At 69.2% G+C, this 14,676-nt stretch carries 12 protein-coding genes; 9 read left to right on the top strand and 3 right to left on the bottom strand.

Going from position 1 to position 14,676, the window contains the following annotated elements; translation table 11 throughout:
- Positions 1–64: 64 nt before the first annotated feature.
- The 7 genes from EIZ45_RS11965 to EIZ45_RS11935 all read left to right on the top strand — a co-directional run bounded on the left by EIZ45_RS11965 (position 65) and on the right by EIZ45_RS11935 (position 9,293).
- Positions 65–2,143 (top strand): hydantoinase/oxoprolinase family protein, encoded by a 2,079-nt coding sequence (locus EIZ45_RS11965; RefSeq protein WP_134664843.1) that lies wholly within the window; start codon positions 65–67, stop codon positions 2,141–2,143.
- Positions 2,140–3,852 (top strand): hydantoinase B/oxoprolinase family protein, encoded by a 1,713-nt coding sequence (locus EIZ45_RS11960; RefSeq protein WP_037817869.1) that lies wholly within the window; start codon positions 2,140–2,142, stop codon positions 3,850–3,852. The genes EIZ45_RS11965 and EIZ45_RS11960 overlap by 4 nt, the downstream gene beginning before the upstream one ends.
- A gap of 40 nt (positions 3,853–3,892) precedes the next feature.
- On the top strand, positions 3,893–5,221 hold the full coding sequence (locus EIZ45_RS11955) for an MFS transporter (protein WP_037817867.1): 1,329 nt from the start codon (positions 3,893–3,895) through the stop codon (positions 5,219–5,221).
- On the top strand, positions 5,218–5,769 hold the full coding sequence (locus EIZ45_RS11950; RefSeq protein WP_134664845.1) for a cysteine hydrolase family protein: 552 nt from the start codon (positions 5,218–5,220) through the stop codon (positions 5,767–5,769). The genes EIZ45_RS11955 and EIZ45_RS11950 overlap by 4 nt, the downstream gene beginning before the upstream one ends.
- Positions 5,748–6,929, top strand: a complete 1,182-nt coding sequence (locus tag EIZ45_RS11945; RefSeq protein ID WP_240690720.1) for a glycine C-acetyltransferase — start codon at positions 5,748–5,750, stop codon at positions 6,927–6,929. The genes EIZ45_RS11950 and EIZ45_RS11945 overlap by 22 nt, the downstream gene beginning before the upstream one ends.
- Entirely contained in the window at positions 6,926–7,720 is a 795-nt protein-coding gene (locus EIZ45_RS11940; RefSeq protein ID WP_051729435.1) for an SDR family NAD(P)-dependent oxidoreductase, read from the top strand. Before EIZ45_RS11945 ends, EIZ45_RS11940 begins: the two co-directional genes overlap by 4 nt.
- Before the next feature lie 85 nt (positions 7,721–7,805).
- Positions 7,806–9,293 carry a CoA-acylating methylmalonate-semialdehyde dehydrogenase gene (locus tag EIZ45_RS11935; RefSeq protein ID WP_037817860.1) on the top strand — a complete coding sequence of 496 codons (1,488 nt, stop codon included), beginning with the start codon at positions 7,806–7,808 and terminating at the stop codon, positions 9,291–9,293.
- Positions 9,294–9,335: 42 nt separating this feature from the next.
- Here the strand turns inward: EIZ45_RS11935 and EIZ45_RS11930 are convergent, their stop codons facing one another.
- Complete coding sequence (locus tag EIZ45_RS11930) at positions 9,336–10,094, bottom strand: GntR family transcriptional regulator (RefSeq protein ID WP_037817858.1); 759 nt, start codon at positions 10,092–10,094, stop codon at positions 9,336–9,338.
- 108 nt (positions 10,095–10,202) lie between these two features.
- Between EIZ45_RS11930 and EIZ45_RS11925 the strand changes: the two genes are divergently transcribed.
- Both EIZ45_RS11925 and EIZ45_RS11920 read left to right on the top strand, forming a co-directional pair.
- Entirely contained in the window at positions 10,203–11,348 is a 1,146-nt protein-coding gene (locus EIZ45_RS11925; RefSeq protein ID WP_037817856.1) for a pyridoxal phosphate-dependent aminotransferase, read from the top strand.
- Between the two features lie 84 nt (positions 11,349–11,432).
- Positions 11,433–12,278, top strand: coding sequence for an SAM-dependent methyltransferase (locus tag EIZ45_RS11920; protein ID WP_134664847.1), 846 nt, complete (start codon positions 11,433–11,435; stop codon positions 12,276–12,278).
- Between the two features lie 96 nt (positions 12,279–12,374).
- Here EIZ45_RS11920 and EIZ45_RS11915 read toward each other — a convergent pair whose 3' ends face one another.
- Positions 12,375–13,901: an MFS transporter gene (locus EIZ45_RS11915; RefSeq protein WP_134664849.1), complete on the bottom strand. Its 1,527-nt coding sequence runs from the start codon at positions 13,899–13,901 to the stop codon at positions 12,375–12,377.
- 138 nt (positions 13,902–14,039) lie between these two features.
- Positions 14,040–14,666 carry a TetR/AcrR family transcriptional regulator gene (locus tag EIZ45_RS11910; protein WP_134664851.1) on the bottom strand — a complete coding sequence of 209 codons (627 nt, stop codon included), beginning with the start codon at positions 14,664–14,666 and terminating at the stop codon, positions 14,040–14,042.
- Between the last annotated feature and the right edge of the window lie 10 nt (positions 14,667–14,676).

Below are 14,676 nucleotides of genomic sequence, written 5' to 3'. Positions count from 1 at the left end.
CTTGCTGATATCTCAACGCACACTTACTGTGATCCCAGTCGCTCGCTGAACGAAGGAGATCGCAGTGCCTCGCAGTCACGATCCTCAACCGGCCGGCTGGCGGGTCGGCGCCGACATCGGCGGTACGTTCACCGACGTCATCGCGCTGGGCCCGGCAGGCGAGGTCGTCCCGATGAAGGTGCCGTCGACCCCGCCCGAGTACGGCGAGGGCGTGGTGACGGCGACGACGGCGGTGCTGTCGGCCGCCGGGACGGAGGCGGAGTCAGTCGTCGCGATGCTGCACGGCACCACGGTGGCCACCAACGCGATTCTGTCGATGAGCGGAGTCCGGACCGCGGTGGTCACCACCCGCGGCTTCCGCGACGTGCTGGAGATCGGGCGGCTGCGGCGTCCGTCGCTCTACGACCTGTCCTGGTCGAAGCCGGAACCGTTGGCGCGCCGGAGGAATCGCTACGAGCTCGACCAGCGCATCACCGCCGACGGGCAGCTCTCCCCCTCGGCCGACGCGGACGAGGTCCGTGCGCTGGCCGGGCGATTGCGCGCGGACGGCATCGAAGCAGTCGCCGTGTGCCTGCTCAATTCCTACATCCGGCCGGACGAGGAACGGCGGGTCGCCGAGTTGCTGCGTGCCGAACTGCCCGAGGTCTACGTCACCGCATCAGTCGACGTATCCCCTCAGCCGCACGAATTCGAACGCACCAGCACCGCGGCCGTCAACGCTTACGTCGGCCCGGCGGTGCACGGTTACCTCACCCGGCTGGAAGCGGGACTGCGCGCCGAGAACGTCCGTGCGCCACTGCTGGTCATGCAGTCCAGCGGGGGCCTGCTCGATGCCGCTTCGGTCGTGCGACGGCCGGTGCAGATCATCGAGTCCGGCCCTGCCGCCGGGGTCACCGCCGTGCAGAAGCTCGGGCAGCTGATCGGACTGTCCACAGTGGTCGCCTTCGACATGGGCGGCACCACGGCGAAGGCCTCGCTGATCGAGCACGGGGAACCGTTCGTCTCGGCGGACTACGAGGTCGGCGGCGGGATGAACGTGGCGCGCGGGCTCAGTTCCGGGGCGGGCTACCCGGTGCGGGCGCCGTCGATCGACATCGCCGAGGTCGGGTCCGGCGGCGGCAGCATCATCTCCGTCGACTCCGCGGGCGCGCTCCACGTCGGACCGGCGAGCGCCGGGTCCCGGCCGGGGCCGGCCTGCTATGGCCAGGGCGGCGAACTGCCGACCCTGACGGATGCCAACGTCACGCTCGGATATCTCAGCCCGCAGTCCCTGGCAGGCGGGCGCGTCGCGATCCATCCGGACCTCGCCGAAAAAGCACTGTCCACAGTGGCCGAACAGCTCGGCGAAGACATCCCAGGGGCCGCACGCGGGGCATATCAGGTAGCCGTCTCTAGTATGACAACCGCGGTCAAAGCGGTCACCAGCGAACGGGGCAGGGATCCGCGCGAAGCCACGATGGTCGCGTTCGGCGGCGCCGGCCCGCTGTACGCCGCCGCGCTGGCCCGCGAACTGGGCATCGACACTGTGCTCGTACCGGTGCACCCCGGACTCTTCAGCAGCCTCGGCCTGCTCGTCGCCGACACCGAACGACACGAGCTCTCCCCGTACCGCGCCGAATTCGCTGAGATACCAGCGCTCGCCGAGGAATTCGCGCGACTGTCCGAAAAGGTCCGCGAGGAACTCGGCGAGGACGCGATCGTGGACCGCCTGCTGGACATGCGCTACCGCGGACAGCGCTTCGAACTACGCATCCGTGTTCCCGACGGCGAGCTCACCGAGGACCTGCTCGCCGAGACCCGCGCCCGGTTCCACGCCGAACACAAGCGCACCTACGGCCGAGCTGGCACCGACGACCTGGTCGAGCCGGTGAACCTCCGGGTGCGCGGAAGGCAGCCCACTCCAGTGTCCATTTCGGACGTGCTGGCTCTCCCCGAGTCCGAGAGCAAGGCACCATCGACCCGGGAATGTCGTTTCGCCGAAACAGTTTCCGCTCCTGTCATCACCCGCGCCGCGCTCGGCTCCACCCCGGCGCCCGGACCGATGATCATCGAGGACATGGACGCCACCACCCTCGTCCCGCCCGGTGCGCAGGCGCACCGCGACCGGTTCAACAACATCGTGATCACCTGGAGTGCCGCATGATCCGCGACGCCGTGACGTTCGAGGTCTTCCGCAACGCCGTCACCGGGATCGCCGACGAAATGGCGATCACCGTCCTGCGCACCGCGCATTCGCAGCTCGTCGCGTCCAGCATGGACTTCTCCGCCGCGCTGTGCGACGCCCGCGGCCGGGTGATCGCCCAGGCGAACACGCTTCCGGTGCACCTCGGGTCCATTCCGGACGCGATGGAAGCGATCCTCGCCGAGTTCGGCGATTCGGTGGCGCCCGGCGACCTTTACCTGCTCAACGACCCGTCGCTCGGCGGCATGCACCTGCCGGACATCTTCGCGGTTTCCCCGGTGTTCGGCGGGGAAACGCTGCTCGGGTTCGCGGTCACCGTCGTCAACCACACCGATGTCGGCGGCTGGGCGGCCGGGTCGATGGCAGTCCAGTCCACTAATATCTTTGCCGAGGGAATTCAGATCCCACCCTCGCGGCTGATCGACGCGGGCACCACGAACGAAACCTTCCTGCGCGTGCTGCTGCGCAACGTCCGCGAACCAGAACTCCTGCGCGGCGACCTGGAATCCCAGCTGGCCGCCTGCCACACCGGAGCCGAAGGACTGCGCGCCCTCGCCGCTCGCCACGGCGTCGAACGGCTCTCCGAGCTGATCGACGAACTGCTCGACTACTCCGAAACCCTCCTGCGCGCCGCACTCGCCGAAGCCGTTCCCGGCACGTACGAGTTCACCGATCACATCGACGACGACGGCCTCGGCTCCGGGCCGATCCCGATCCGCGTCAAGGCGACCCTGTCGGAGTCCGGAATCGAACTCGACTTCACCGGTTCCTCGCCGCAGGTCGGCTCCGCGCTCAACGCGACCGAATCGTTCACCCGCTCCGCCGCCTACGCCGCGCTGCAAGGCGTCCTCGCCTCCGACATCCCGGCGAACAGCGGCTTCTACCGGCCGTTCACTTTCGTCATCCCGCCAGCGTCCATCCTCAATGGACAGCGCCCGGCCGCTCGCGGGGCACGCGGACTGGTCGGCTTCCGGATCATCGACGCGGTGCTCGGCGCGCTCGCACCGGTGTTCCCGGACCGGGTGCCCGCCGCGGGCGAGGGAGGTCCGGACGGCATCGCGATCGGGCTCGTCGGCCCGGACGGCGAATCCATGGTGCTGTGGGACCCGCTCGCCGGCGCGTGGGGCGCCCGGCCCGACCGCGACGGCGTCGACGGGATCAGCTCGCTGGGCGCGAACCTGACCAACACCCCGGTCGAGGAACTCGAACGCTCCGGCCATCTCCGCATCGACGGCTACGGCTACCTGCCCGACAGCGGCGGCGCGGGCCGCTGGCGCGGCGGCCTCGCGACGTTCCGCGACATGACGCTGCTGGCTCCCGAGGCCAGCGTGCAGATCCGGTCCGACCGGCGGAGGTTCCTGCCGTACGGGCTGTCCGGCGGTGCGCCGGGGACTCCGTCGCTCAACGTCCTCGACCAAGGCGGTCCGGGCGAACGCGTGCTGGAGTCCAAACCGCATTTCGCCATGACCGCCGGAACCCGGCACCGGCACGTGACCGCAGGCGGGGGCGGTCACGGACACCCGTTCGGCCGTGAACCGGAGCGGGTACTCGAGGACGTCCTGGACGGCAAGGTCACCCGCGAAGGGGCCGAACGGGACTACGGCGTCGTCATCGACGACGGGGGGATCGACCTGGCCGCTACCGCCGCCGCACGCGGCAAGGCGCGCTGACGCACCACCACTCCCATTCCCCGACAGATCGGACTTCGCCATGAGTTCCCATGTCGCCGCCGGCCGGAGCACCGTCGCTCCGCGCACCTGGCGGAAAGCGGGCATCCGGATCATCCCGCTGGTCGGCCTCGCCTACGTGGCGAGCTACATCGACCGCGCCAACGTCGGCTACCTCGCCGCCCCGATGTCCCGCGACCTGCACTTGAGCACCGGCCAGATCGGGCTCGCCGCCGGACTGTTCTTCATCGGCTACATCCTGGTCGAGGTGCCGAGCAACCTGGCGCTGCGGCGGTTCGGCGCGCGCAAATGGATCGCGCGCATCATGATCACCTGGGGCCTGGTCACCGCGGCCACCTCGGCGGTGAACTCGGCCGCGACGCTGTACCTGGCCCGGCTGCTGCTCGGGTTCGCCGAGGCCGGGCTCGCCGCCGGGATCCTGCTCTACCTGACCTTGTGGTTCCCGCGCCGCCAGCGTTCCTGGGCGTTGTCGGCGTTCTTCCTGATGACACCAGTGTCCTCGATCATCGGCTCGCCGCTGGCCGCCGCGCTGCTCGAATGGGGCCAGCAACTGTTCGGCATCGCGGGCTGGCGCTCGCTGTTCCTGGTCGAGGGCCTGCTGACGGTGGTGGTCAGCATCCTGGTCTTCGTCTTCCTTCCCGACCGCCCCGCGACCGCGCGCTGGCTCGACGACGACGAGAAGGCAGCGATCGAGGCGACGCTCGCCGCGGAAGCCGAGGAACACCGGGCCCACGGCGCGCTTTCCGGCCTGCGCGAGGCACTGACCAGCCGCCGCGTCTGGATCATGGCCGTGACCTGGTTCGCCATCGCGTTCGGGCTCTACCCGCTCCAGTTCTTCCTGCCGACGATGCTGCGGTCCATCACGCACAGCATCGGCGGCGCGGGAGATGTCAGCAGCGTGCTGTTGTCCGCGATTCCGTACGCGGTGGCATTGCTGGCGCTGCTGGTATGGGCTCGTTTCGCGGCCCGGCGTACTGCAGTGACGGCCACTGCCATACCAATGGCGCTCGGTATTGTCGGATTGTTGCTGGCGACGTTCACCAGCAGCGGCACGCTGTTCGTCATCGCGGTCTGCCTGAGCGTTTCCGGGATTCTCACCGCGATGCCGCAGTTCTGGCGGATCCCGGCGATCGGGCTGACCGGCGCGGCCGCCGCGTCCGGGATCGCGCTCATCAACTCGGTCAGCAATCTCAGCGGGTTCATCGGGCCGTACTTCACCGGCGCGGTCGCGTCGGCGACCGGCAGTTTCACCTATGCGCTGCTGGCGATCGCGATCATCATGACGGCAGGACTGACCGCCCTGCTCACCACGGGGCGGCGGATGGAACGACTGGACGGGAACCTTTCATGACCACTGCACTGATCGTCGGCGACATCCAGCGGGGCATCACGGACGGCTACCCGTTCGCCCGCCAGGTCGTGGCACCGCTCACCGGGCTGCTGCCGCGCGCCCGGAAAGCCGGGGCGCTCGTCGTCTTCGTGCACTTCGCCATGCGGGACAACGGGACCGACCTGCCCGACGGCGCGCTCTACCGGTCGTTCTTCGACGCCCGCGACGCGTTCCACGAAGGCTCGCCGGGCACCGAACTGGCGTTGCCGGTGTCCGAAGAGGACGTCGTCGTCCTGAAGCGCCGCGCCAGCGCGTTCGCGGGCACCGACCTCAACCTCGTGCTCCGCGCTCGGGGCGTCCGCGACCTCGCGATCGCCGGAGTGGCAACCAGCGCGATGGTCACCGCCACGTGCTACGACGCGGCGGATCGCGGTTACCCGGTGACCGTGCTGCGCGACGGATGCGCCGACAGCGATCCGGCGGTCAACGACTTCCTGCTGGACAAAGTCTTTCCCAGCCGAGGATTCGAGGTCGTGTCCTGCGCCGGATGGATCGGAGACACCGCGTGAACACCGCGTTGCTGGACCGGCTCCGCACCGAACTCGCGGGCCACCCACCTCGGCTCGACCTAGTGGTCTCCGGTGCGCAGGGACCGACGTTGAGCTTGGACGGCGAGACCCTGGTCAATCTCGCTTCGAACGACTATCTCGGCCTCGCCGGATCCCCGGAAGTCCTTGCCGCGGCCCGGGAAGCGATGCGCGATCAAGGACTCGGCGTGGCCGCGGGCCGAGTGCTCTGCGGTACCCGAAGTGTCCACAGTGCACTCGAGACGGCCATCGCCGAACTGGTCGGCACCGAGGACGCCGTGTTGTACGGCTCGTGCTTCGACGCGAACCTCGGTGTCTTCGCCGCCCTGCTCGGCCCGGACGACGTGATCTTCAGCGACGCGCTCAACCATGCCAGCCTGATCGACGGCATCCGGCTGTCGCAGGCCCAGCGGCGCGTCTACGCCCACTCGGATCTCAACGAGCTGGAGCGATATCTCACCGAGAGCACGGAGGCACGGCACCGGTTGATCGTGACCGACGGCGTGTTCAGCATGGACGGCGACCTCGCCGCGCTCCCCCGGCTCGCCGAGCTGGCGCGACGGTACGACGCGGTGCTGCTGGTCGACGATTCGCACGCGACCGGGGTGCTCGGCGGCGGCACTGCCGAGCACTTCGGCCTGGTCGGCGAGGTCGACCTCGTCACCGGAACACTCGGCAAGGCGCTCGGCGGCGCGGCCGGAGGCTTCGTCGCCGGGCCGCGCGCGGTCACCGAAACCCTGCGCCAGGTTTCGCGGCCGTACGTCTTCACCAACGCGATGGCGCCTCCGCTCGCGGCCGCCGCACTGACCGCGATCCGGCTCGCTATTCACCGCCCAGAACTGCGGGAACGCCTGGCCGCCAACACTTCCTGGCTGCGCAGCGCCTTGCGGGATCTCGGGTACGAGGTCCTGCCCGGCGAACATCCGATCGTCCCGGTGATGCTGCGAGGCGGAACGCTCGCCGTTGATATGGCAGCGGCACTGCGACGGGAAGGCGTCCTGGTCTTCGCGCTCTCGCACCCGGTCGTCCCGGCGGGTGAAGAGCGGATCCGCGTGCAGGTCTCGGCCTCGCACACGCGGGAGCACCTCGAACAGGCGTCCGCGGCTTTCGGCCGGGTCCGCGGTCTGCTGGCGGCCGCATGACCGCCGTCGAGGATCTCCGCGCTCCTACCAGCACGGACAGCCGGGAACTCGCCGGACGGGTCGCGATCGTGACCGGCGGCGCGAGCGGCATGGGTCTGGCCACAGTGCACGCGCTGGCCAGCCGGGGCGCGACCGTCACGGTGTTCGACCCCGCCGCGCCAGCCGCCGAGGAACTGGCGGCGACGCTGGCGGTTCCGGCGGAGCGGATCCGGTCGATCGCGGTGGACGTCACGGATGCCGCTCGGGTCGGCCGTGCGTTCGACGCGGTGCTGGCCGAACAAACCCGGCTCGACATCCTCGTCAACGCGGCGGGTATCGCACCACCGACGGCATTTGAAGATATCACCGAGGCCGAGTGGAATCGGGTGCTCGCGGTCAGCGTGCACGGCACGTTCCTGTGCTGCCAGCGCGCGCTGCCCGCGATGCGAGCCAGCGGCTGGGGCCGGATCGTCAATTTCTCCTCCACCGCGGGAAAAACCATCAGCACCGCGGGCGGCGCGCACTACACGACAGCCAAGCACGGCGTCCTCGGCCTCACCCGGCACCTCGCGAAGAACTACGGACCGGACGGGATCACGGTCAACGCCGTCTGTCCCGGCCTGATCGACACCCCGATGGTCCGCGGCCTGCTTTCCGCCGCCGCGCTCGGCGAAGCCACCCGCTCGTTCCCGGTGCCGCGCGCCGGGATGCCCTGGGAGGTCGCGGAACTCGTCGCGTTCCTCGCCTCCGACCGAGCGGCCTACATCACCGGCGCCGCGATCGACATCAACGGCGGCGACCTCATCGTCTGAGCTTCACCTCGGCGAAAACCCTTGCCAGATCACAGCACCGGGGTCCGGTGCTGCCCGAAACCCTGACCAGAAGGCGAGTTCCCTCGTGCACCCCACCATCCGACACCGCATCGGCGGCCGGGAAACCACCGGTCATTCGACCCGGACCGCGCCGGTGTGGAACCCGGCTACCGGCGAGCGCCAAGCCGACGTCCTGCTCGCCGAGCCGGCCGACGTCAACGCCGCGGTGCGAGCCGCGCGCATCGCGGCGCCGGACTGGGCCGACACCTCGGTCATGCGCCGGGCGCGGCTCATGTTCGCGTTCCGCACGTTGGTCGAAAGCCGACTCGACGACCTGGCACGGATCGTTTCCGCCGAACACGGCAAGGTTTTCGAGGACGCGAAGGGCGAACTCGTCCGCGGCCTGGAGGTGATCGATTTCGCCTGCGGGATCCCGCAGCTGCTCAAAGGCGAGTACTCCGACCAGGTCTCGACCGGCGTCGACCTGTTTTCCTTCCGGCAGCCGCTCGGCGTGTGCGCGGGCATCACGCCCTTCAACTTTCCCGCCATGGTCCCGATGTGGATGCATCCGATCGCCATCGCGACCGGCAATACGTTCGTGCTCAAACCGTCCGAACGCGACCCTTCCGCGGCCAACTTCGTCGCCGAACTCTACGCCGAGGCCGGTTTGCCCGACGGCGTCTTCAACGTCGTGCACGGCGACAAGGTCGCGGTGGACGCGTTGCTGGACCATCCGGACGTCGCCGCGGTGTCGTTCGTCGGCTCGACCCCGATCGCGCGGTACGTGCACGAGCGCGCGACCGCGAACGGCAAGCGCGTGCAGGCGCTCGGCGGCGCGAAGAACCACGCCGTCGTCCTGCCCGACGCCGATCTCGAAAACGCGGCCGAGCACCTGGTTTCCGCCGCGTACGGATCTGCGGGCCAGCGGTGCATGGCGATTTCGGTGGCCGTCGCGGTCGGTGACGTGGCCGAGCCGCTGGTCAAGCTGATCGGCGAAAAGGCCCGTGCGATCAAGGTCGGTCCGGGGCTGGCACCAGGGTCTGAGATGGGACCTGTCGTGTCGCCGGAAGCACTCGAGCGCGTCCGGGGCTACCTCGACGCCGGGGTCGCGGCGGGTGCCGAACTCGTCGTCGACGGGAGAGATATCACCGTCGAGGACAGCGGATTCTTCGTCGGGCCAACGCTTTTCGACGGCGTGACCCCCGAGATGAGCGTCTACCGCGACGAGATCTTCGGCCCGGTGCTCGTGGTCGTGCGCGTCGATTCGCTGACCGAGGCGATCGACCTGATCAACGCGAGCGACTGGGCCAACGGCACCGCGATTTTCACCGGCAGCGGCCGGGCGGCGCGGCAGTTCCAGCGGTCGGTGCAGGTCGGGATGATCGGCGTGAACGTCCCGATCCCTGTGCCGATGGCGTTCTACTCGTTCGGCGGCTGGAAACAGTCCCTGTTCGGCGCGCACCACATGCACGGCCCCGAGGGCGTCGCCTTCTACACCCGCGCCAAGGCGGTGACCAGCCGCTGGCCGGAGGCGCCAGAGGAGGCGAGCCTGCACTTCCCGACCGCGGTCTGAGCGGAGCGGTCCGGGGAGACCGTGCTCCCCGGACCGCACCGGTCAATTCAGCGGTATTTCGATGTTCGCCCTGCTGACCGAAGTGCTCTTGGTCAGCACTTGGAGCACGTCACGGCGCACCCGCTCGCACCGGGCCCGCATCGAGAAGCGCGCACCCTCCGCGTCACGGTCGCGCAGGCTCTCGAAAATCGCGTGCAGTTCACCCGGCGGGCTCGCGACGTCCGGAGCGATCATCAACACCATCCGCAGCACCCGTTCCAGTTCGTCGAGGACGTCGACGAGCGATTTGACGAGCCGGCTGTTGCCGCTGAAGTGGGCCATGATGGCCTCGAATTCGATCCCGACCGGCAGCCAGTCGTCGAGCGCCGTCTCGCCCGGGACGTAGTCCGATGCGATTTTCGACAGCACTTCGAGCCGCTCGATCGCGGGCACCGAGATGCCGTTGCGGGCCGCTTCGGCAGCCGCCTCTGCGGCCAGCAGCGTACGCAGGCCGCAGAGATCGTCGGTGTCCTGCAACGTGATCGAGCTGACGAGGTAGCCCGCGCGCGGAAGCGCGCTGACCAGACCGTCTCGGCGCAGCCGGGCCAGCGCCTCGCGCACCGGCGTCTTGCTGATCTGCCACTGCTGCGCGAGCGAGGTCTCGGTGAAACTGCTGCCGGGACGCAGCGTCAGATCGATGATCTGCCGGCGGATCGCCCGGTACGCCTGGCTGGTCCGGTCGAGGCCGGATTCGTCCTGGCCGACCAGCAGCAGCGCGGGGATGTGCGGCGTGCCGGTGAGAACGTCGTGGATGTCGGACACCCACTCAGAATACCAGTATTGCTGGTTGATATGGCACGGGTACATCTTCAGAGACCTCCAAAGATATCTACCGTTGATACTGATATCTCAATGTGCGAAGCTGCTCGTATGCCGCGAAGCAGTTCGACCTCCTGGACTCTCCCCGCCTCTCGCGATGTCCCGGCACTGGGCGCGCTGAGCGCTCGCGACCGGGCCCGCCGCACCGGCGTCCGGATGCTCCCGCTCGTGGGAGCCCCGGTCCTGCCGATGCCCGAACACGTCCGCGAGGCCGTCCGGCTGGCGATGGACAAACCCGACCCGCGCGACAGCCGGGGCCTTCCCGAACTCCGGTCGGCCATCGCCGCGGAACTCGGTCCCGGCATCGATCCCGAACGAAGGCTGCTGGTGACACACGGCGCGCAGCACGGGCTTTCCCTTGTGCTGCGCACCGTCCTCGAGCCGGGCGACGAGGTGATCGTGCCGACCCCGGCGTACTTCTTCGACGGGGCGATCCGCGAATCCGGCGCCGTGCCCGCGTACGTCCCCTCCCGAGAGGACTGGACCTTCGATCTCGACCGCATGGCCGCCGCGGTCACCCCGCGCAGCCGCGCCATTCTCCTGTGCAATCCGGTCAATCCCACCGGCTACCTCCCCAATGCCGCAACCATCGCCGCGGTGGTCGGCCTCGCCGCCCGCCACGGCCTTGTCGTGATCTCCGACGATTCGTGGCGGCACTTCGCCTATGACCGGAACGAACACCATCCGATCGAGGGAGCGGCCGGGGAGTGGCCGCACCTGATCACCGTCACCAGCCTCAGCAAGTACTACGCGCTGGCGACCTGGCGGATCGGCTATGTGCTGGCCCCGCCGGAAATCATCGACGCGATGGAACGCCGCCTGCAATGGGAAGCCGTCTGCTGCGGCGCGGTCGCACAGCACGCGGCGGCCGCCGCCCTCACCGGACCGCGCGAGTGGCTCGACCGCGAACTCGTGACGTACCAGCGGAAGCGCGACCTCGTGTGCGACGGCATCGCGGCCAGCGGGCTCCCCGCACCAGTGCGCCCCGGCGGCGGCGCGTTCCTGCTCGCCGATTGCGGCCGGCTCGGCGCTGCCCCGGAAGACATCGACCGAGCCTTGCTGCGCAACGGAGTCACCGCGATCCGCGGCGCCGACCTGCATGCTCCGGACACGCACGTCCGGCTCACCTTCGGCGCGCCGGAACCCGTGCTGGAGGAGCTGGTCAGCGCGCTGAAACGAGCCCTGCTGGAGTCTTAGCCGCACCGGTTTCGCGGCGTCCCCGAAGTCCGCTACTCTCGGTGTGGCATCTATCACCGTGTCAACACGCGGGAGGTACGCGTCGTGACCGACGCTGTCAACGCACCGCCGGGGGTCAACCCGAACCAGTCGAGCGCCGCCCGCGTGTACGACTATCTGCTGGGCGGGAAAGACAATTACGAGATCGACCGGCAGGTCGCCAGGGAAATCGCCCGGGTGATGCCGGACGTCGCGGAAACCGCGCGGGTCAACCGGCACCTGCTGACCCGGATCTGCCGGTTCCTCGCCTTCCACGCCGGCATCCGCCAGTACATCGACTGCGGTTCCGGCATGCCGACCTCGGAAAACGTGCACCAGATCGTCCAGCGCGGGGATTCGGGCGCGAAGGTCGTCTACGTCGACTACGACCCGGTGGTGGCCAGCCACGGGCGAGCGCTGCTCGACGAGAACGAATTCACCGAATACATCCAGGCGGATTTCTTCGACCCGCCGAGCATTCTCGACCATCCGACGGTCACCGAGCACCTCGACTGGAACCAGCCGATCGCGGTGCTGTTCCTGCTCGCCCTGCACCACCAGACCGGCGACCGCGAGGTCCCGGCGAAGGTGACGAAGGAATTCATCGACCGGCTCCCGTCCGGTTCGTACGTGGCGATCTCGCACCTGCTCGACCCGCACGACGGTTCCGAGGACGACGAAGCCGTGCAGGGCATCATCGAATCGATCCACAACGGGTCGATGAAGGACGTCTCGTCCCGCACCCGCGCCGAGATCAAGGAACTGTTCCACGGCATGGAACTGATCCCGAGCGGGCCGAACAAGCCCGCGGAAATCGTGCCGGTGGTCGAATGGTGGCCGGACGGCCCGCTGCTCAGCGAGCCGACGGTCGCCCAGCGGATCGTGGCGGTCGGGGTCGCGCGGAAACCCTGAGATCTTACGACTGCGGGCCGGTGGTCCGGCCGGGCTGAACGCTCGGCTGGACCACCGGCCCTCTTGTCACAGGTAAACCCGTTACCGCACAACAGGTTAAGACGCGACCGGCACCGGTTCCGCTGCCTTCGCCGCCGCCGGCGAACGCCGCAGCGCGACCATCCCCACCACCGCGAACACCACCACGATCGCCGCGCCGATCCCGGCGACCGTGTGCAGTCCCGAGCTGAACGCGTCGCGTGCCGTGGCCAGCAGCTGTTCGCCGGTCGCGCCGGGCAGCGTCGCCGACGCCTCCATCGCACCGGCCATGCTGTCGGTCGCCTGGGCGGCCGCCGCGGCGGGCACGTGGGCTGGTACCGCGATCTGGTCGCGGTACACCGCCGTCGCGACGCTGCCGAACACCGCGATCCCCATGGCGATCCCGAATTCCGCGCTGGTCTCCGACATCGCCGAAGCCGCGCCGGCCCGCTGCGGCGGGACCGAGCCGACCACCATTTCGGTGCACAGCACGCCCTGCGGCCCCATGCCGAAGCTGGCGACCGACATGCCCAGCACCACGAAAGCCACCCCGCCTGCCCCATTGGCGAGCGTGAACAACAGGATTCCGCCCGCCGCGATCAGCATTCCGAAGCCCAGTACGAATTCCGGCCGGAACCGGCGCGCCAGCCGCGGCGCGATCATCGACCCGGCGACCACCGCGAGCGCCTGCGGAACCAGCAGCAGCCCCGCGTCGACCGTGCTCAGCCCGGCGACCATCTGCAGATACTGGCTGACCAGCATGAACACGCCGCCCATGGTGACCGCGCCGACGAGCATGATCGCCACCGCCGCACTGAACGCGCGCACCCGGAACAACTGCAGGTCCAGCAGCGGATGCTCGAGCCGCCGCTGCCGCCGGACGAACACCACGCCGACCGCGAGCCCCGCGACGAGCACGACGATTTCGGTCAGGGACAAGCCGTTCTTGGCGATTTCCTTGAGCGCGTAGATGACCGGCAGGATCGCGGCGAGCGACAGGGCGACGCTGGCGAGGTCGAGGCGCCCGGCGGCGTTGTCGCGGTATTCGGGAACCAGCTTCGGCGCGGTCGCGAGCAGCAGGACCATCACCGGCACGCCCATCAGGAACACCGAACCCCAGCGGAAATGCTCCAGCAGGAACCCGCCCGCGACCGGGCCGACCACCATGCCGCCCATGAAACAGCTCATCCACACCGCGATCGCGGTGCCGCGCTGTTTGGGGTTCGGGAACATGTTGCTGATCAACGCGAGCGTCGACGGCATGAGCGTCGCCCCGGCGATCCCGAGCACGGCCCGCGCCGCGATCAGCATCTCCGGAGTGGTCGAGAACGCCGCCGCGACCGACGCGAGCCCGAATGCGCCGCCGCCGATCATCAGCAGCTTCCGCCTGCCGATCCGGTCGCCGAGCGTGCCCATCGTGACGAGGAATCCGGCGATCATGAAGCCGTAAATATCGATGATCCACAGCAATTGCGTGCTGGACGGCCGCAGATCCGCGGCGAGGTGCGGAACCGCGAGGTGCAGCACGCTCATGTCCAGCGACAACAGCACGGTCGGCAAGGCCAGTACTGCCAGGCCCAGCCACTCGCGTCGTCCGGCGCTCATTTCTGTCTCCCCTGCGTGTCTTTCCAGTCGTCTCACTGAAGCGACGATCGGGGTGCACGCGGATCGACATCACCGGGAAAACTTCTTCGGACGGCGGGGAGGCGGCTGCTCGAACACTGTCTGCGGAGGCTCCCCGGATCAGGCCACCGCGTAGTCCCCCAGCGCAGGTTCCAGCAGGTCGAACGCCCGCGCCGCCTCCGCCGCGACCGTCTCCGCGACCTCGTCGGCGGGCCGTCCGGCCAGCGTCAGCTCCTCGATCCGCTGGAACAGGCTGTGGTGCACGGCCCCCAGCACCGCGGCTGCCGTGCGGACGGTGATGTCCGTCCGGGGGCTGCCGACTGCGTCGGCCAGTGCCTGGGCCAGCGCCCGTTCCCGCTGTTCGTGCAGGCCGCGCAGGCAGGCGGACAGCGTCGGGCTCTCGGCGATCATCCGGCTGAACTCCAGCCCGGCGAACCCGACGACCGGGTCCCTCGTCGCGACCGCCGCCTCGAACGCCCGCCGCAGCGCCGCGAGCGCCGACTCCCCCGGTTCGCGCGCCCACACCGCCGCCGCCAGGGTCGCGACGAACTCGTCCTGATGGTCGAGGACCAGGTCTTCCTTGCGGGCGAAGTAGTTGGTCACCGTCTTCTTCGCGACCCGCGCGGCCGCCGCGACCTGCGCGATCGTCGTCTCCTCGAAGCCCTGCTCCAGGAACAGCCGCGTCGCGTGGTCGGAGATCAGCTGGCGCGTCTCCTGCTTCTTGGCTTCCCGCAGGCCCACATCCATCGAAAACTTA

The organism is Amycolatopsis sp. CFH S0740, assembly GCF_004522315.1.
GTDB classification, from domain to species: domain Bacteria; phylum Actinomycetota; class Actinomycetes; order Mycobacteriales; family Pseudonocardiaceae; genus Amycolatopsis; species Amycolatopsis nivea.
Note: the sequence above shows the minus strand (reverse complement) of the source record. Positions and strands in the feature narration are given on the sequence as shown.